The 17470-nt window shown below is 41.8% G+C and carries 18 protein-coding genes and 1 tRNA gene; 10 read left to right on the forward strand and 9 right to left on the reverse strand.

Going from position 1 to position 17470, the window contains the following annotated elements:
- Positions 1-36 precede the first annotated feature (36 nt).
- Both AB3N61_RS15405 and AB3N61_RS15410 read right to left on the reverse strand, forming a co-directional pair.
- On the reverse strand, positions 37-852 hold the full coding sequence (locus tag AB3N61_RS15405) for an ABC transporter permease (protein WP_367898017.1): 816 nt from the start codon (positions 850-852) through the stop codon (positions 37-39).
- Positions 849-1769: an ATP-binding cassette domain-containing protein gene (locus AB3N61_RS15410; protein ID WP_367898018.1), complete on the reverse strand. Its 921-nt coding sequence runs from the start codon at positions 1767-1769 to the stop codon at positions 849-851. Before AB3N61_RS15410 ends, AB3N61_RS15405 begins: the two co-directional genes overlap by 4 nt.
- A gap of 99 nt (positions 1770-1868) precedes the next feature.
- Between AB3N61_RS15410 and sixA the strand changes: the two genes are divergently transcribed.
- Together sixA and AB3N61_RS15420 are read left to right on the forward strand one after the other, a co-directional pair.
- A complete protein-coding gene (sixA, locus tag AB3N61_RS15415; protein WP_020769166.1) occupies positions 1869-2351 on the forward strand; it encodes a phosphohistidine phosphatase SixA in 483 nt (160 codons plus the stop codon).
- Positions 2352-2430: 79 nt separating this feature from the next.
- Positions 2431-2502, forward strand: a tRNA-Pro gene (locus tag AB3N61_RS15420).
- Positions 2503-2526: 24 nt separating this feature from the next.
- Here the strand turns inward: AB3N61_RS15420 and AB3N61_RS15425 are convergent.
- Complete coding sequence (locus AB3N61_RS15425) at positions 2527-3357, reverse strand: penicillin-binding transpeptidase domain-containing protein (RefSeq protein ID WP_367898019.1); 831 nt, start codon at positions 3355-3357, stop codon at positions 2527-2529.
- A 34-nt stretch (positions 3358-3391) separates the two neighbouring features.
- Positions 3392-3649 carry an LIMLP_16025 family protein gene (locus AB3N61_RS15430; protein ID WP_020769310.1) on the reverse strand — a complete coding sequence of 86 codons (258 nt, stop codon included), beginning with the start codon at positions 3647-3649 and terminating at the stop codon, positions 3392-3394.
- A 121-nt stretch (positions 3650-3770) separates the two neighbouring features.
- Between AB3N61_RS15430 and AB3N61_RS15435 the strand changes: the two genes are divergently transcribed.
- Positions 3771-4811: an arylesterase gene (locus AB3N61_RS15435; protein ID WP_412758414.1), complete on the forward strand. Its 1041-nt coding sequence runs from the start codon at positions 3771-3773 to the stop codon at positions 4809-4811.
- A gap of 35 nt (positions 4812-4846) precedes the next feature.
- Positions 4847-5341, forward strand: coding sequence for an acyl-CoA thioesterase (locus AB3N61_RS15440; protein WP_020769189.1), 495 nt, complete (start codon positions 4847-4849; stop codon positions 5339-5341).
- A gap of 173 nt (positions 5342-5514) precedes the next feature.
- Here AB3N61_RS15440 and AB3N61_RS15445 read toward each other — a convergent pair whose 3' ends face one another.
- The 3 genes from AB3N61_RS15445 to AB3N61_RS15455 all read right to left on the reverse strand — a co-directional run bounded on the left by AB3N61_RS15445 (position 5515) and on the right by AB3N61_RS15455 (position 8134).
- Complete coding sequence (locus AB3N61_RS15445) at positions 5515-7011, reverse strand: ArnT family glycosyltransferase (RefSeq protein ID WP_367898020.1); 1497 nt, start codon at positions 7009-7011, stop codon at positions 5515-5517.
- A 22-nt stretch (positions 7012-7033) separates the two neighbouring features.
- Positions 7034-7369: an STAS domain-containing protein gene (locus AB3N61_RS15450; protein WP_020769420.1), complete on the reverse strand. Its 336-nt coding sequence runs from the start codon at positions 7367-7369 to the stop codon at positions 7034-7036.
- Between the two features lie 180 nt (positions 7370-7549).
- Complete coding sequence (locus AB3N61_RS15455) at positions 7550-8134, reverse strand: tyrosine-type recombinase/integrase (protein ID WP_367898021.1); 585 nt, start codon at positions 8132-8134, stop codon at positions 7550-7552.
- A gap of 490 nt (positions 8135-8624) precedes the next feature.
- On the opposite strand from AB3N61_RS15455, the gene AB3N61_RS15460 reads away from it, so the two are divergent.
- The gene (locus AB3N61_RS15460; protein ID WP_367898022.1) at positions 8625-9665 is read left to right on the forward strand and encodes an alpha/beta hydrolase; all 1041 of its coding nucleotides are present in this window, start codon (positions 8625-8627) and stop codon (positions 9663-9665) included.
- Between the two features lie 2 nt (positions 9666-9667).
- Here AB3N61_RS15460 and AB3N61_RS15465 read toward each other — a convergent pair whose 3' ends face one another.
- Positions 9668-12082 (reverse strand): ATP-binding protein, encoded by a 2415-nt coding sequence (locus tag AB3N61_RS15465; protein WP_367898023.1) that lies wholly within the window; start codon positions 12080-12082, stop codon positions 9668-9670.
- Between the two features lie 260 nt (positions 12083-12342).
- Positions 12343-12774 carry an SET domain-containing protein gene (locus tag AB3N61_RS15470; protein WP_020769273.1) on the reverse strand — a complete coding sequence of 144 codons (432 nt, stop codon included), beginning with the start codon at positions 12772-12774 and terminating at the stop codon, positions 12343-12345.
- A 225-nt stretch (positions 12775-12999) separates the two neighbouring features.
- Here AB3N61_RS15470 and AB3N61_RS15475 point away from each other — a divergent pair, with 225 nt between their 5' ends.
- The 5 genes from AB3N61_RS15475 to AB3N61_RS15495 all read left to right on the forward strand — a co-directional run bounded on the left by AB3N61_RS15475 (position 13000) and on the right by AB3N61_RS15495 (position 17463).
- Positions 13000-13485 (forward strand): RNA pyrophosphohydrolase, encoded by a 486-nt coding sequence (locus AB3N61_RS15475; protein ID WP_020769416.1) that lies wholly within the window; start codon positions 13000-13002, stop codon positions 13483-13485.
- On the forward strand, positions 13482-13910 hold the full coding sequence (locus AB3N61_RS15480; RefSeq protein ID WP_367898024.1) for a bacitracin resistance protein BacA: 429 nt from the start codon (positions 13482-13484) through the stop codon (positions 13908-13910). The genes AB3N61_RS15475 and AB3N61_RS15480 overlap by 4 nt, the downstream gene beginning before the upstream one ends.
- Positions 13911-13947: 37 nt before the next feature.
- Positions 13948-14235 carry an acylphosphatase gene (locus AB3N61_RS15485; protein WP_020769196.1) on the forward strand — a complete coding sequence of 96 codons (288 nt, stop codon included), beginning with the start codon at positions 13948-13950 and terminating at the stop codon, positions 14233-14235.
- Between the two features lie 85 nt (positions 14236-14320).
- On the forward strand, positions 14321-15445 hold the full coding sequence (locus tag AB3N61_RS15490; RefSeq protein WP_020769131.1) for a hypothetical protein: 1125 nt from the start codon (positions 14321-14323) through the stop codon (positions 15443-15445).
- Positions 15446-15546: 101 nt separating this feature from the next.
- Positions 15547-17463 (forward strand): gamma-glutamyltransferase family protein, encoded by a 1917-nt coding sequence (locus tag AB3N61_RS15495; RefSeq protein ID WP_367898025.1) that lies wholly within the window; start codon positions 15547-15549, stop codon positions 17461-17463.
- Positions 17464-17470 lie beyond the last annotated feature (7 nt).

Below are 17470 nucleotides of genomic sequence, written 5' to 3' on the forward strand. Positions count from 1 at the left end.
TCAACCCTAGATTAAATTCCCCAAACCCCCGAGGGCCTAAATCTCTTTGTGCCGAGTGCTCCACCAAAGTGTGGATTTTAAAATGACGATCCATACTCCTACTTGGACGAAAGAGTAAGGTCCATAGAAATTTTTCGGATCCGCCTTCCCTAAAAAAAGCGCGAAAGAATGATAAAAAACAGTCCCGACCTGGGGGACAACCCAGTAGATCGTTTTTAGAACGAATTTTTTGATATCGCTCGCTTCCGCCGACATATCGATGTTTTGGTTATAGGCAACAAAATCCAAAATACAGCTAAAAAGGATGAGACCGAGAGAACTCACGATCGCAAGGGATTGGTTCGAGAAGAGAGTAATTAAAAGTACTAATAAAACAAAAAACGAATACACCAACATCATGGTTCCCTGATACCAAAGAAACTCCCAAGGAATTTCCAGGGAGAACCAGGAGCTGATCCCAAACGTAAGAAGTACGAACAGTAGAACGCAGATCAGTAAAGTGAGTCCCTTACTTCCCACATACGCGAACGGGTCCACTGGACGGCTCAACCATAAAGTATGGACTTGAGAATCCATGTCTTGGCGGAGAAGATCCGAAGTTAGGATCACCAGAAAGACCAGACTCCAAAAAGATGTCAGGATAAAATACATATAAGAAGAAACGCCGTGACTGGTCTCTCCTCCTACCGAAGTGGTGCAGGTCCATTCTCCCAACAGAAAAAATCCGAGAAGAGAAAAATAAAAGAAAATCGCCTTTCGTCTGAGTACCTGGATAAACGTTAGTCGAAGCAGAGTCCCGATCTGACGGAACATGGAGGAGATAAAAAAATTGAAATCAGTCTGAGAACTCAATTTGATCCTCCATTATCTCCGGAGCCTTGGGTAAGTCTAAAGAAAACATCCTCCAAAGATTCGGTCTTCCTTTCGTAGAGAAAAATTTCCGCTCCCTTCTCCACTAAGATCGCAGGTAATTTTTTTAGATCCACTTCAGGCTTAGGACGTATTTCCCAGGTTTTTCCATCTATCTTATGTTCCAAAGAGATCTCTTCCAAATAAGATTCAGGCGCCGATTCCAAACGGATACGGATCCTATCCTTACCCTGTTTTAATTCGTCCAGCTTACCCTGGGCCATTAGATTTCCTTTATGAAGAATGCCTATCTCGGTACAGATCTGTTCAACCTCTAATAAACGGTGAGAGTTGATCAGAATGGTGACTCCTCTCTTCTTGTTTTCTTCTAAAATTAATTCCCTAAATTCCTTATAACCTGCGGGGTCCAAACCTGTGCCAGGCTCATCTAAAAGTAAAAGTTCGGGCTCGGCTCCAAGAGCGTTTGCAAGTCCCAATCTTTGGAGCATACCTTTGGAGTAAGTGGAAATTTTTCGATCAGCGGCTTCTGCCAATCCCAACTTTTCTAAGAATTCATTACTTTTCTTTTTTGCAATAGAAGAAGGCACCAATGCCAGTCTGAAACTTGCTTCTAAAAATTCTTTCCCACTCAAATACGTAGGGATAGCCATTCGTTCCGGAAGATAACCTATCTTAGTTCTGGCAAGCGGAGAAGGTTCCAAACCCAAAACTTTACAATGACCTTCGGTCTGTTTGGAAAACCCGAGTAAGATCCGAACCAAAGTAGTTTTGCCGGCACCGTTTTGACCGAGAAGACCAAAGATCCCGCTTTGCGGAATTTTTAGATCAATTCCTTGTAATGCTTTTACTTTCGGATAAAATTTGCGTAGGTGCTCTATTTCAATTGCAAATTGAGGCATTCAAAAATCCTTAGACCAAGTGCCGGAGACGATAGTTCCATTGCTTCTCGAAGCAATCCTTTTTATTAGAACGCGTACGCACAATTCTACATTTATTCTATGAAGATCATCATAGCCAGACATGGGGAAGCCGATCCCCATTCAGAAGACGGCAAAGATTCCTCCAGGGTTCTTACTCCTAAAGGAATTGCGGATATCGAAAAGATGGCCCGGTTCTTTCAAACCGGATTTAAGATCAAAAAGATCTACCACAGTCCCTATGTTCGCACCAAAACAAGTGCGGAAATTTATACAAAGATCCTGAAACCTGAATTAGAAACCGAATCCGCAGAATATCTTCTTCCTGGAGAAGACTACTTTAGGATCTGTCCCCTTCTCAAAGACAATTCCAACTCGGATGCGATCCTTTTAGTGGGTCATAGCCCGGACGTAAGTGTGTTTGCTGAAACTCTACTGGGAATTTCAGGAGTAGGAAAATCTTTTCTATTCACGCCCGGCTCCGCACTTGCGGTGAATATCCCTAGAGAAAAATTCCAAGGAGGACAGATCATCTGGTTTGTCTCCCCTGATTTTCTTTGCTGATGTATTCTTCTCTCCAAGCTTAGTTCTTAAAAACCGGTTTACATAGGGATCGGTCCCGAAAAATTATACTCCTGAGGACCGGGGTGTAGCGCAGTGGTAGCGCACTTCTCTGGGGGGGAAGGGGTCGCTGGTTCAAGTCCAGTCACTCCGAAAGTCCTCTTTTTACGTCTCTTCTTTATTCCAAACTCGGAATCTTACATCCTGTTAATTCGTAAAATTTTTGGATCGTTCCCATCCTTGATGCCGATTTACTTCTATTTAAGATCGTATATATGACATAATCGTAATCGGATCTTACCAAAGCACCTTGGAACCAAAAACTTCCTTCCCATGACCCGGTCTTACCATACACGTTAGCCTCTCTTTCAGGGCATTCGGACCAGTAAAGAGTCTTTCGCCATTCTTCCATAATGTTCTTAGGAAGTCCATAAGCGTTCTCAAAAATTTTCACCCAGGAAGAATGTATTTTTTGGGGAGCTAATCTTATCTTTCCTCCATGTTTCAAACCGGAAAGATCGATCCACCAATCCTCAACTTTTACATTAGATTTAGAATTTTCTAAATAGCGGATCTTGCGTAGGGTAAGATCCAGTTTTTCTTTTCCCAATTTAGGAAAAACTTTTTCGAAATAATCGTTTGAAGAATAGAATAATGCATCTCTTAGATCCAAAAACCTAGGGGAATTCGAAATATGTTTGTCTGAACATTCTATCCTTTCTTGGGGATCGATGCTATGATTCTCCAATAAAGACAAAACCAGATAGGTTTTAAATGTAGAAGCGGGAGAATATTCCCTTTTTAAAAGTGTGGAAGCACCGTAGACCTTTTCGGATCTGTCCTTAGAAGGACTTTGTTCGGTTACAAGAATCAATTCCCCTGAATGAAGTGTAACGTTTTTTGTCGAAAGGTTTTGGGAATGTAATGAAGTAAATAGGAAGAGGGAAGATAGTTGAAAGAGTAAAAAGCGACCTAGTGCGGAATTCCTTCCCTCTGAAAATCGAAACATGATCGTTTCCTAATCCAGGGGAAAAATCCGCCCATCATTTCTTCAAAAATTGTTTTAAGATATTCTCCCGAATCTCTTCTATTTTAACGATTCCCCAAGCCAGAGGAACTTTGAATTTTAACGCATTCTCGCTCAGGTCTTTTTCTCCCTGGGCTTTGAGTTCGTCGAATCTCTGCTCCACCTTCTCCTTGCCGTCGTTTAGGTCTTGGAGAAGTTTATCGAAAATCTCTTTCGAAGTCTGGACGGCCCCAATCCCGGCATTGATGATATCGTTTAGTTTTTGGTTGTCCATGCCTTGCTATTCCTTTTTCACTCCATTTTTATGCACTGCACAAAAAATGCAAGAATAAAATTCAATCTCAAACTTTGAATCTGGTTGCCATTGCCGGATTTAGGGCAGATCTTTGGACCCCATGCGAGTTTCCATTCTACCCACAGTATTCGTCGTTTTAGGACTGCTTTTCAGTAATTGTTCCGGAGATATCAAAGATATCCCTTTAAAAAATTGCTCCAAAATTTCCGGAATGCCAGGCCCGGAAGATTTGGCCATTGATAGAGAGGCGGGACTTCTTTATGTATCTTCTCACGAAAGAAGGATCAAAGACCAAGAAGGAAAGATCTACTTTTTGGACCTGAATTCTTCCCCGCTGGAACCCAAATTATTGGAAGTAGAATATCCAAAAAACTTCAGACCACATGGGATGAGCCTTCTGAACCAAAACGGAAAATACAGATTATATGTGATCTCTCATATCACATTATACAAAGAACATTCCATAGAAGTTTTTGAAAGAACGGAAAAACCTTCCGCAAAATCCAAGGCTGGAAAATGGAAACATATCCAAACTTTACAAGATCCTTTGATCACAAGTCCTAACGATCTATCCGTCGCATCCGAAAACGAAATTTTTGTTTCCAATGATCATGGTGCAGGAGGGCTGTCCACCTACCTATTCCAGGACCTTTTCAGGATCAGCAGAGCGGAGATCGCTTATTATGACGGAAAAAATTGGTCTTCCTTAGGAAACCCATTATATTACGGAAACGGAATATTATACGTAAAAAGACTGGATGGAAAGGAATATTTATACAGAGCGGGATTCGGGCTCGGAGCGGTATTAAAATTCGATATCAAAAGGGAAAACGGAAAGATCGTATTAGGAGACCCAAAACAGATCGTGCTCGAAGGCGGACCGGACAATCTGGAGATAGATGAAAAAGGAACCATCTTTACTGTCACACATCCGTCCGTAATGAAATTCCTGAGACATGCAAGTAATGCGGAATCTCATTCTCCCACCAAAATATTTAGTATTTCTCCGGATGACTCTATCCAAGAAATTTTTTCCAACTCCGGTGAATTGATATCTGCGGGAAGTACCGCGCTTACATATAAGGAAAGAGTTTATATCGCTCAAGTATTTAACGATTTTATACTGCAATGCCAATTATAAGAACGTAATACCGGGATTGTTCGTCTAAACTTCAGATGTCGGAAGAAATTATCAAAACACCGAAACAATCCGCAGCGGAAACCAGGCATATAGTTATGCCCGACCATACCAATCATTATGGTACCCTTTTCGGAGGGACCTTAATGTCTTGGATAGACTTGATCGCAGTCATGGTTGCGCAAAGACATTGTGGAAGGGAGGCTGTCACTGCAAGTGTTGATAAATTGAATTTTCTGGAGCCCATCTCCTTGGGGGATCATGTGATCTTAAAAGCTTCTGCGAATTATGCGGGAAGAAGTTCTTTGGAAATAGGTGTTCAGGTGTCCAAAGAAAATCCTTATACCGGGATCGTGACCCGCGCTACGACCGCTTATCTCACATTCGTTGCCTTGGACGAGAATAAAAAACCCTGCCCTATCCCCAAGTTGAAACCCGAATCGGAAGTGGAGATCAGAAGATACGAAAACGCGATCCTGCGTCAGGAAGCCAATCGGAACCTTCTCAAAAAGATCAAAGACAATGGAAGATAATCAGAATCTATCTCAAGAGCGTTTAAAAAACGATTCCTTTGAGTGAACTCTTTGCCTGAGAGCGAAGCCAGGATGGCGAAGCGGCCCGGAGGTTTGCACAGGATGTGCAAGCGAAGGGGAAGGCAAGAGTTCACTAAAAGGCTATTTTTAAGTATTTTTGAGATAGATTCTGATTATCTTCTGCGATAGACTTCCGCTTCTACATTTGCCACTTTTCTAAGCGTAGAAGGTTCCGCGGAGATCCTGAATTTTCTGAACTTGGAGGAATTCTCCTCTAAGTATGCCTGCACGAATTCATTTCTTTTTTGGCGCTCAGAGAATACGAACGTATCTATTGAATCCAGAGTTTGTATAAAATCTTCTTTCGGGATTGGAAGTTCTCCGGGAATAAACTCCAATACTTTCAAATTCGGATATTCTTTTCGGATGTGGAAATAAGGATCCGGGATCGCTTGCAGATATATCTTTTTAGAACCTTTGAGTTCCGGTCCCAATACCTCGTAAAATCTGTCCTTCAGATCGAACTCGGGATTTCCGAATCCTATTCTTTTATACGCGTTCACTAAAATTGCTACATTGGAAAATACTAATATAGCTGCGATGAACTGCACTCTTCTACTTCTGATCCTTTCGAAAAAAAATCCTCCCAAAGCGGACAATGGGATACACAAATACATTACGTAATAATATTCGGTGGATAAGATCAAAAAAAATAAGATCGAAACTGTCCAAGCGGAAAAGAAGAATGCGGACTTCGGTTTGTCCTTTATTTCTCCTCGCACCACCCATAATCCGTAGACGAGCGCCAAATAAAAGAATAGTCTCAATCCCGGAGATTCATATCCGCCTAATAATACTTTGATCTTTGTGATCGGTGAGAAGGATTGGAACAGATCTTTTTTTCTTCCGAACTGCGCTCCGAATTGGTAGAAAAAAATTTCCCAATCGGGATGGATCCAAATTCCCCAAGCGATTATCGGCAATGCTCCGCCCAACCAAAACATCCAAACCTTCCAAGCTTTTGCTTGGTGGATCAAAAGTAATGCGGGTACTCCGAAGATCGCCCCGAATGGATGTGATAAAAATGAGATCCCTAAAAAGAATCCGGCTAAGAATGATTCGTATTGTTGGAGAGGAACTTCTCCTTTCCATTTCGCTTTTTTTGCAAGTACTAGTAAAGATAGAAGCGCCCAAAATAGACAAAGAGCTTCCATTCTTGCGGTCCAACCCACTCTTAAGAACAATAGATCCGTGAATAAAAGTAAGGAAGCTCCAAGCCTTGCGATCGGTGAATAATCGAATGTTTTAAGTATAAACCAAAATATCCAGACACTCGCAACGGATAAGATCGCAGCGAATAATCTTAGGACTTCGAGACCTTCTCCCCAAAATCCGATGACCCAACCGTTTAACAAAAAGAAGACGGGAGGCATCCAAAGAGTTTTAGTCTCCATTCCTTTTACTAAACCTTCTAATACTTCCGTGCGGAAGAGGCCATTTTTAGCAAAGTCAAGGGAGGGAGAATAGAATAAAACTTCGTCGGGCCACACGGGCGGGAACTCCAATCCGGAGATCCTAAAAATTAACAGAGAAAGTACTGATAAAAAGAAAAGACCGATAAGTCCGTAAATTTCGGAAGACCGGTCTTCTGTGCTCGCGGGGGAACCCATTATAAAAAGCACCCCCGGCTTATTATTTTAATGTAGCTAATGCTTCTTGTTCGGTTTCGTAGACTTCGAAAAGATCCAACAATTCCACAACATCGAAAACTTTTTTAACGTTAGGTGTGATATTGCAAAGTTTGAGTTTTCGATTCTGTTTTTCCAGTTCCCGGACCATACCGACAAAGATCCTGATCCCGGAAGAAGATATATAAGAAATATTTTGCAAGTTAATGACTATATCACCTGTTCCGGCTTGGACATCGTCTAGAAGTTTTGCCTCTACCTCGTCCGAATGAGTGATATCCAGCCTGCCATCCAATTGGACTAGGGTGTGTTTCCCTACTTTTTTCGTTTTAATTTCCAAGCTAGGCTCCGAGCGACGATCCATAAGATCATATTCCGACAAAGAAAATTTCCTTTTTTAGATACAAAAGGGGAACGGAAAGTTCGCCGTAGACTAAAATAGTTAGGAAATGGGGTTTTACAAGAATTTTTTCCCATCTCCTCTATTCTCTCATAGTTGGAAAATCCTAAATTTGGAATATTATGCCGCAGAGCCGTTAATTTCCTCCAATGGAAATATCTTGAGTAGAGGCCGTTTTGGTTTCTTTCCAAGCAAATCTCTGAGGGATTTTTGGGAAGAAAGCCCCAGCTGTTCCTGGATACTTTCCAGATCCCAACCTGCCTCGATCAGGTGAGAAGCCAAACTTCTTCTGAGTCGAAATACCGAAATAGGAAGACCCGTCAGTTCCTCTAGCTTGGAAAACATTTTTTGAACGGTCCTAGGACGAAGTTTGCCCATTCTGCCCGAAAACAAAAAGTCTTCTCCCTGTTTACCCTGAGAAATATACCAAAGATCCCTTCTTAAAGACAGGGGGATGGAAGGATTCCTGGGATTTAAGGTTTGGGAATGGTGGATCAATATTTTATGGTGGGACCAATCCAAATCCTCCACTCGTAAGGAGACTAACTCGGAAAGCTGGAGTCCGAAAGAATACAACATTCGAAACCATAGATAATGATTTTCGTGAGTTTTGGAGGCGTTTAGAAGGAGCCGGATCTCTTCTTTGCTTAAAGGCGGATTTTCCTCAGATAGAATTTTTTTCCTGGTACTTTTTTCTTTTTTCATTCGAATACCCTAATGTGATTTTTTTCTCGGAAAATGAAACCTGGGAAAAAGTCTGCAAAGTAGAATTTGCCGTTTCGATCGATTGATTGGCGGAATAGTGGTTACCCGGGCGACTGAAGCGTGGATATACGGTCTGGAATGTGGATTCTCCGTTCCATACGGTATCTTTACCATATATTTCACACGAAGCCGGGAAGGTAAAAAGAGTCTTTTGAAAACAATTTCCTAAAAAAGAAGAACCAGACTTAGAAGAGAAATATTCAGGCTACTGGAAGAATTATACTCTCCGCACCTCTGCGAGAGAAAAAAACAGAGAGGAGCGAAGAAAAAACTGGAGACATTGACTCCCTGTTCGACACCGATCGTAGCGGAAAGCGAAGCGGATTGAAGCATAGAGCGCGATCACGAGCAAAGTGAGTGAGTCGCCCGACTTTTCAAATCGTCATCGAATTGTTATCCGATCTTAACGAGTCCGGGTTTGGATACAAATATGAAATATTTCTGGAAGGCGGCTAAATTCGCTCTTCATTGCCAATTACCGACTCCGCCAAAAGTCTCAGAACAAGAGATCGTAGTTAAGACGGATCGATTTGAGATCCCCGCAATTCTTTATACTCCAAAGGGGAAATCCTGCGGAACTATTTTAGCGGTAAATGGATTGGCTTACTTAGGAAATAAGGACCCAAGATTCGCGGCGGTTTGTAGATCTGCAGCAGCAGTCAGCTATACTGTCATTTCGCCGTTACTAGTAGAAGTAACACAATTCAGGATCTTAAAAGAAACGATCGAAAAAATAAAAGAGCTGATACTTCATATCTCTTCCAATAAAGAATATTGCCCGGACCAAAAACTTTCGTATATCGCTCCTTCTTTTTCGGGAAGTATGGGACTCATCGCAGCCTCCGATCCGAAAGTGGGAGAAAAGATCTCTTCCATACTCACAATCGGCGCGTATTGTGATGTAAAATCCACTTTGGATTACGTGATGACATCGGATGAGGGCGACGAATACGGAAGAATGATCCTTCTTTACAATTTCGTAAAGTATGCTCTAAAGTCGGACAACCAAGAATTGGAGTTCGCTTTAAAAGCCTGTGTGTTAGACGGAAGTTTTTCCAGAGACACCTTGGAACTTCCTACAGTTTTGGAAAACATCAGCGCGGAAAACAAGGAAGTATTTTTCAAACTTAGAGAAGATAAAAATTTCAGAGAGAGGATCTGGAAAGAGGTCTTGGACAATGCAGGCTCTCAAAGTTCTTTTTTGCAGGAATTGCAAGTAAAGGATAAGCTACATTTATTGGACTGCCATGTTTCCATCGTTCACGGTTTGGGGGACAATGTGGTGCCTGCGAAAGAAGCAATGATCTTAAAAGAAAATCTTCCTCGAAAAAAATCCAAATTAGTGTTAACTCCTTTGATCTCTCACGGGGATGTCGGGATCTCTTTGGCCCAGATACCTGCTATCTACGATTTGGTGCAGGGTTTTGCATTTTTCTTTAAGAACGCTAAAGTAAAAGAAAAGGCGGCTTAACCCTAAAAACTTTTCGTATAAAAGAATTCGATCAGGTCGCGGATCTTGTAGGGTTTTTCCAGAAGATCGTTAATTCCGAGTGCAGAAAGTTTTTCTTTTGTTTCATCCCCGAAATCCGTTCCGGAGACCAAAATTTTCAACTCCGGACATTCTTTTTTGATCGTTTCTAAAAATTCCAAGGAAGAAAGATTTTCAAAATCCAGATCGATCACGGTCAAAACCGCTGAAGACTTGAATTTACTTAATATTTCATGAGCCTTTTTAACGCTATCCGCGCTGATCAATCTAAACCCCAAGGCCGACATTTGGTCTTGTAGGATTTCCGATAAATAAGGGGATTCTTCCACAACCAAAATGATACCTGTAGATCTCTGAGACCCTTTCGTAGGCTTTTCCATTAATTGGGAGGTTTTGGTCTTGGCCACCGGAAAGAACAATCGAATACTCGTTCCGGTTCCTAATTGCGAACTTACTTGCACCATTCCTTCATGATTTTGCATGATCCCATATACCATGGACAATCCAAGCCCACTACCTTGGGTTTTGTTTTTTGTTGTGAAGAAAGGTTCGAATATCCTTTTCCTAGTTTCTTCACTCATTCCTTCTCCGTTATCCGAAATTTCTATACAAAGATAATCTGCCGGTTCCGAAAGTGGAAAAGATTCCCTGATATTTGCTCCTTGTACACCAAAGGCACGTATCGAGATCTCTCCTCCATTCGGAAGCGCATCTCTCGCATTCAAACATAGATTAATAAGCACTTGTTCTAATTGGGAATAATCCCCTACGATTATTGGAAGTCCTTCTTTGTATTCTTTTTTGAATTTTATTTTTTCGGAGAATGTAGGAAGTAAAAGATCGATCGTTTCGTTGATCAGCTGGTCCGCAAATATGGTCTTAAATCCACCTCCTCCCTTTCTTGCCAAGGAAAGCAGTCTTCGAACTATGATCGCTCCCCTTCCTGCAGCCGCATTAATGGAACGGGACATTTCCAATAGAGAAGCGAATTTAGAGGACTCCAATTGTATCCTGGTCGCATAACCGGAAATGATCTGCAGGATATTATTAAAATCGTGAGCGATCCCCCCTGCCAATGTCCCGATCGTTTCCAATTTTTTAGATTCTATAAGTTGGTCTTCCAACTTACGACGGAGAGTATCATCCATTAGATACCCTCGGACAGAATCTATACCTCCCGACTTATCGAATGTAGCGAAATAATTTCCCGTCGTATGGATAGGGAGTCCGTTCTTATCCTGAAAGAATACTTCGTGGGTCTCGAGTCTGGCGCTGATCCGTATTTTTTGTAACAAGAACGAAAAATCTTCATAAGAAGGAAAAAGATCGGCAAAATTCCGAAGAGAGGCTTCCGTTTGGTTCTCGAACCCGAACATCTTTAGAAAGGAAGAGTTCGCGGCCAAAATATTTCCGGAGATGTCCGTGATAAAATTTGCGGAAAGATTTTCTTCGAAAAACTTTCGATATTGTTCTCGGCTCTGAAGAAGTTTACCTTCTATCCTTCTTCTTTTTTGAAGTTCCTTTCTGGAATCGCTTGTGGCTCTTCCAGTTATCAAAGCGACCACACATAAGATCCCCAAGTTTATCAAAAAAATAAGCTGCTTATCGTCCTTAAACCATTGGTAATTTTCGGAACGACCGACCAGAGCAGGAAATACTAAAGTCACTATTTGGACCCAAATATTTGCAGTAAGAGCCATGGTAATCCCATACCTCAATGCTGCCCAAAGAACAAATAACGCGAATACGAACCAATATTCTAAGGAAGGTATGATCGCACCGAAAAACCCGCAGAGTAGAAATACCGAGATAATCTCCGCGATTTTTCTAGGCTTCAGATTTCTGAACCTATTCCTATCCCAACTAGTTTCCCTGTTTTCCCAAGCGCCTTCCGTTTTTGTCCAACCTTTTAGCTCCATCCAAGGAGTAACCCATAGAAGGATAGGGGCGGACACACTCAATGTATCGAATAAAGTGGCAACTAACCCGGATAGACTAGATGCAAACCACTTATCCTGGGGGAGGTCTCCGAATAGAACAAGTCCTCCCGCCACCAAAAATCCGTTACATAAAGAAGCAGGAAAGGCCACCCAGAGTAAAAATCTTACGATCTCTCTCAGGTCAGGTAGCCAAGATTTTCCCTTTTTCCATTTAATAAAAAAGAACCAGGAAACTCCCACCGCCAAAACTTCCCAAAGACAATAGATGGGATATTTATCCACATCGTGAAGTCCCCAGAGGTTGGCGCTGAACAATGCGTTAGCATACATCGCGGGTAATGTGCGAGCCGGTCCCCACCAAAAGCATAGTATGATACCGATTGGGATGGGAAGATAGGATATGGAGATCCCTGTATCCACTTGGAAGGCTAAAGATACCTTGGAAGCGAAATAAAACAAGATTAGCGGAAGGATCCAAGTCCAATAAGGAAGTTCCTTATTTTCAATATATGGAGCTCTCCCGCTGTTCTTTATGTCGGATAAAAAATTCAGAACCGCACTCCAGGCTCCAATATTCCTTATCGTTTAAAGGGAATCCACTCTTTGCGGAAAATATGATTAAAATTAATGATTCGGATCCCTGAAACTTTTTGTTTCTATTGGGAAAAAAACTGACTATTCGTTGTTATACGGGAGTTTCGATCGCGTCCTATCGAAACTTAGTTCTGCTCCACCGGAGAGACATCTATATGGATCCAATACTCATCTCCATAATCGAAGAATAATTCCTCGCCCGCTTTGATCTTTCGCATTGCTTCGAATCTTGCGGTCTTCCAGCGAGTAGATACCACTAATCTTACATTCGGTTTGGAACTATGATTGATATAGCGGGTATAGTTGGACTCTTTACCTTCTCCATAGATCCAATGATCTTTACAGATCCAAAGTAAATATTTGGACTCACAGTATTTGGCGGAATTGGCCGACTTATCGTCAAGGACCCTTCCGGTATAAAACCCGATAGTATCACCTTTGACCAAATCTTGTTTGGAGAATAATCCCATTCCGATTCCGGGTATCTTGGATTCCTGAATTTCGAAATCCTTCTCTGAAAATACTCGAGGTCTGCGAATTTTATATCTGACCGACATCGTGAGAATTATCTCCTCCTATTGGATCGGAATATTAATCCAAAGAATCTTATGCCTTCTTCTTGTCCATCCGCAATTGATTTATCATATTTTTCTACTGCAAAGAAACAGAGTCTCAATGACTGTCTTGCCTTGTTTAAAAATTTTCCTGAGTTAAGTATCACTTTAGGTCCAAATTTTTTTATAGGCTTGTCTCTCGAATCAATAAAGTAAATCTCTACTAAGATGGACAAACCGTATAGAAAGAACGTGGGAATGGTGGTCTTCAACTCTAAGGGAGAGGTCTTAGTAGGAGAAAGACTGAATTTTAAAGGCTCTTGGCAGTTTCCTCAAGGGGGAATAGATGATGGAGAAGATCCTGACTTAGCCGCTCAAAGAGAACTTTTAGAAGAAGTAGGCATCCAAAACGCTGAGATCGTATATGAATATCCAAGTTGGATCAATTATGATTTTCCGGAGTCCCTACATTTAAGCTCTAATCTAAAAAAGTATAAAGGCCAAACCCAAAAATGGTATCTTCTTTATTGGAATGGTAGAGCGGAAGACTGCAATCTAACGGCACATGAGCAAGAGTTTGAAAGAGTTCGATTCATCCCTTTCCAAGAATGCCTTTCGACCGTGGTCTCATTTAAAAAAGATGTGTATCAAAAACTAGTCCATGAGTTTGAACCTAAGATACTGGACTTTTTGAAGAATGGGTCTTCTGCATGAGCGCGACGTTTTATACCCCTCCCGGAGGACCTCCACCTCCGAGTCCTCGCCTTAGAGAATTATTTGCTAAAGTGGGAGAAGATCCCATTCGGGAACTTGTTTCCGTTTTTTATGATCAAATAGCAGTCAGTGAAATTCGTTGGATGTTTCCGGAAAATCTGGAAGAGAGCAAAGTAAAGTCTGCGGACTTTATGGTGCAAGTCCTGGGAGGTCCGCCCTATTACGTTCAAAAATACGGACCTCCAAAAATGAGGGCCCGACATCTTCCATTTCCGATCGACGAAAAAGCAAGAAGGGTTTGGCTTTCCTGCTACCGTAAGGCGATCAAAGACTGGGAAGCGGATGAAGAATCTAAAGAGATCCTTTGGCAGTTTTTACAGGATTTCTCTTCTTGGATGGTAAATAAGGCTTCTTCTCAAGAATGAAAAAGTATAATTTAGTTGTAGGAGTTTCAATAACTGAATGGCTGCAAAAAACGAATCTAGAGCGAAAATTAGGATCCGAGGAACCGTACAAGGAGTTGGTTTTAGATATTTTGTGCTACAAAGAGCGCAAGAGAACCGACTCAAAGGTTACACGATGAATCTTCCTACAGGAGAAGTGGAAGTTGTAGTGGAAGGAGACAAAATTTTTATCGAAGATTTATACAAGGCAGTTCAAAGAGGCCCTTCTAAAGCCAAAGTAACGGAAGCTACGATCCACTGGGAAGACGCTAAAGGTACGTTTAGGACTTTCGAGATCAAACGTTGACCTGATATCCTCTTTGGGGAAACTCGCCGGATTCGATCGAATAAATTTTACTGACGAAACCTGGTTTTTTTCGGAGAGTGACTGTATGCAAGCGAAGGAACCATCTAAAAATAAACTTCTGAACCTTGCTCTCCTCCGAATTCTCGGATCTATCTGTATACTATCGATCTTACAAAACCCGATCTTCTCTGTCACTCCTACGCCTGTTCCTCTTATGAGTCCTGTATATGCCGTACAGGAAGACAAAGGGATCTTAAGACTGATCACCATTTCTTCGATTAACGGGAAAACAGGATTGGTTTATACCGGAACCCAAGAAAAAGGGATCCCGGTCTTTCGGAAACAGAACTATATTCTGTTTAAAACTTCCAAAGATCTGAATTTATTAAACTTAACCAACTCCAAAGTGAAAACAATTAAAGGAACAAGAGACGCGTTCCCCGGAAATAGCGGATTCTTGAAAGATAAATCCATCGTGATCTTCTCCAGAAAAAATTCGGATAGATGGGAAACCGTATTATACGATTATGAAAAGGAGAAGGAGATAAAGTCCCTTCCCGGTTACCAACCGTTCGTTTCTCCGGACCAAAAAAATTTGGTGCTAATTGGCAACGAAGTACGTTACTCGGAACATGGGGAGGAATCTTTACGAGTTCCGATCCACAAATATTCCTTAGAAACTACCGAATTAAAAACCCTAGCTTGGATAGAAAGTGGAAAACTACAGATCACTGACGTATATACGGTTGCGGAAGATCTAGTTATAGTTCGTGTAGCGACGGAGAAGGAAAATCGTCTTTATAAACTTCCTTCTTTGACAGGAGAATTGGTTAAGTTCTCGGATCCATTCTATCCTTTTCCAGTAAATCCTCAGTCCAAAGAACCTATGGAAAATAAGGAACAAGTGAACATCAGTTTTAGTCCTGATGGAAAAGTCCTATCCTTCACGGAAAGAGCGGACGGAAAATTGGGAAACATCGTCGTAGTAGATCTAAAAACCAAACAAAGATACGATTCTTCTTTTGTAGGCTGTTTTCCTGTGGTGAAAAACGGATCCGTTTATTTTTTAGGAGATCCTGAGTTCGTAAAACAATCCAAGGACCAGGAATACAGACCTTATAATAATTACACTCTATACGAATTGGATTATAAAAAAGACAAGATCCGCTCCATCACTCCAATTTCCGGAAAAGTAGAACTTCTTGAATAACTAAATTCCGCCGATTCCCTTCGTCGCCTGCCAACATAAAAAAACCTTGCTCGTTCTTTCGGAAGAATTAGAAAGATCCTCTCGCAGTGAAGAGGAAGGTCATGAAAAAAATCCTAACGTATTCCTTATCAGGGGTCCTAGTAATCGTTCTAGTTCTTGTAATATTCTATTACGTGACTTCCCAACCGGAAGAGACAATGAGTTTCCAAGATCCGTATCATACGGAAAGACCCACAGCCCAAGGGTCCAAGATTATGGTGGCAAGCGGTCATCCTTTGGCCACCAAAGTTGCGTTGGAAATTTTGGAAAAAGGCGGGAATGCCGCGGATGCAGGAGTGGCAGCACTTTTAGTTCTGAATGTGACCCAAGGAGAAGAGGCGTCTTTTCCCGGCGTAGCTCCTCTACTTTACTACGACCAGGCGGATAAAAAAGTACATAGTTATATCGGAGTTGGAACAGCGCCCGCAAAGGCTACGATAGAATATTTTAAGTCTAGAGGGCATGAGTCCATTCCAATGTTAAAATATTCCTCTCAATTGGTTCCAGCTTCTCCGGATGTGATAGTCGCGTTGCTGAAAAAGTATGGTACGAGATCTTTTGAAGAAGTGAGTAAGCCCGCCATTCAAATTGCGGAAGAAGGATTCCCGGTTCATAGAATTCTAATGAGGAATCTGAACATAGGCGTTTTCAAAAGATTAGGCCTCAAATTTTTACTTCCTTACAATGCAAAAATTTATGTCGGAGACAAATGGTGGAAACCGCTCCATCTCGGAGAAAAATTCAAAAGGCCTGCGTTATCCGCAACACTGAAAGAGTTGGCAGAAGCTGAAAAGGCCGCTTCTTCTTCCGGAAAAAACCGCGCAGATTCTTTAGAAGCGGTAAGAGATTATTTCTATAAAGGACCGATCGCTGATAAGATCGCTAAGGCTCATGCGGAACATGACGGCACCATGGTAAAATCGGATCTAGCGAGATATAGCGCCGACTGGGAAGTCCCTTTACATGGAAATTACGGACCTTATACCATCTTCTCCAATCGGACTTGGAACCAAGGAGCAGTTGTTCCGATTGTCCTCCAAATTTTAGAAGGAATAGATCTTAAATCCATGGGCCATAATTCCAAGGAGTATGTTCATACGGTGGTGCAGGCGATCGAACTCGCGATGGCGGATCGTGAAAAATATTTCGGAGACCCGGCGTATGTTTCCGTTCCGGAGAAGGGCCTTCTTAGCAAAGAGTACGCGGCAGAAAGAAGGAAATTATTACAATCCAAAGCTTTCGGAAAAACTCCTCCTCCGGGAGATCCATTCTTATTCGAATCTGCTGCAAATTCAAAAATGATCACATATCCAAAAGAAGAACGGATCGTTTTGGATGAAAAAACTTTTTTGGATCTTACTCCCAGTTTTTGGGAAAGAACGGAATCCGGAAAAATAGGAAGAGATACGACTTATTTAAGTATCATCGATTCTAAAGGAAATTCTTTATCCTTAACTCCCAGTGATTTCCCTCAATCTCCTATTATCGAAGGTGATATTACATTAGGGATTAGAATGACCCAGTTCCGTTTGGATCCGAACCATCCTTCCTCGCTGGTCCCGGGAAAAAGACCTACAATTACGCCTAACGCATCGATGGTATTCAAGGACGGAAAATTCTGGATGAGTTTTGGAACCCCGGGCGGAGACATGCAAACGCAAGCGGTGGTCCAGGTATTCTTAAATCTAGTTGTTTTCGGAATGAACCCGCAAGACGCGGTTAATGCTCCTCGTTTCCGTTCCTTAAACTGGCCGGACGCCTTCTCCCCTCATAAATATTATCCTGGAAGAATAGAATTAGAAGAAGAGATCTATAAAAAAGAAGGAAAAGGTCTTGAAGCTCTCGGTTACGAAGTCAAAGAAAGGGAAAAATGGGAATACGATTTCGGAGCTCCCTGTATTTCTTTAAAAGATCCTAAAACAGGAATTTTATACGGCGGGGCCGATCCCAGGAAAGAATCCTGGGCGGAAGGAAAATAAAAAGAGG

The sequence above is a fragment of the Leptospira sp. WS58.C1 genome (assembly GCF_040833995.1).
Taxonomy (GTDB): domain Bacteria; phylum Spirochaetota; class Leptospiria; order Leptospirales; family Leptospiraceae; genus Leptospira_B; species Leptospira_B cinconiae.

What these genes read in the sequence shown, in the direction of transcription:
- AB3N61_RS15410 (WP_367898018.1), bottom strand. Translation starts at nt 1,769, where the DNA reads ATGCCTCAATTTGCAATTGAAATAGAGCACCTACGCAAATTTTATCCG.
- sixA (WP_020769166.1), top strand. Translation starts at nt 1,869, where the DNA reads ATGAAGATCATCATAGCCAGACATGGGGAAGCCGATCCCCATTCAGAA.
- AB3N61_RS15425 (WP_367898019.1), bottom strand. Translation starts at nt 3,357, where the DNA reads ATGTTTCGATTTTCAGAGGGAAGGAATTCCGCACTAGGTCGCTTTTTA.
- AB3N61_RS15430 (WP_020769310.1), bottom strand. Translation starts at nt 3,649, where the DNA reads ATGGACAACCAAAAACTAAACGATATCATCAATGCCGGGATTGGGGCC.
- AB3N61_RS15435 (WP_412758414.1), top strand. Translation starts at nt 3,771, where the DNA reads ATGCGAGTTTCCATTCTACCCACAGTATTCGTCGTTTTAGGACTGCTT.
- AB3N61_RS15440 (WP_020769189.1), top strand. Translation starts at nt 4,847, where the DNA reads ATGTCGGAAGAAATTATCAAAACACCGAAACAATCCGCAGCGGAAACC.
- AB3N61_RS15445 (WP_367898020.1), bottom strand. Translation starts at nt 7,011, where the DNA reads ATGGGTTCCCCCGCGAGCACAGAAGACCGGTCTTCCGAAATTTACGGA.
- AB3N61_RS15455 (WP_367898021.1), bottom strand. Translation starts at nt 8,134, where the DNA reads ATGAAAAAAGAAAAAAGTACCAGGAAAAAAATTCTATCTGAGGAAAAT.
- AB3N61_RS15460 (WP_367898022.1), top strand. Translation starts at nt 8,625, where the DNA reads ATGAAATATTTCTGGAAGGCGGCTAAATTCGCTCTTCATTGCCAATTA.
- AB3N61_RS15470 (WP_020769273.1), bottom strand. Translation starts at nt 12,774, where the DNA reads ATGTCGGTCAGATATAAAATTCGCAGACCTCGAGTATTTTCAGAGAAG.
- AB3N61_RS15475 (WP_020769416.1), top strand. Translation starts at nt 13,000, where the DNA reads ATGGACAAACCGTATAGAAAGAACGTGGGAATGGTGGTCTTCAACTCT.
- AB3N61_RS15480 (WP_367898024.1), top strand. Translation starts at nt 13,482, where the DNA reads ATGAGCGCGACGTTTTATACCCCTCCCGGAGGACCTCCACCTCCGAGT.
- AB3N61_RS15485 (WP_020769196.1), top strand. Translation starts at nt 13,948, where the DNA reads ATGGCTGCAAAAAACGAATCTAGAGCGAAAATTAGGATCCGAGGAACC.
- AB3N61_RS15490 (WP_020769131.1), top strand. Translation starts at nt 14,321, where the DNA reads ATGCAAGCGAAGGAACCATCTAAAAATAAACTTCTGAACCTTGCTCTC.
- AB3N61_RS15495 (WP_367898025.1), top strand. Translation starts at nt 15,547, where the DNA reads ATGAAAAAAATCCTAACGTATTCCTTATCAGGGGTCCTAGTAATCGTT.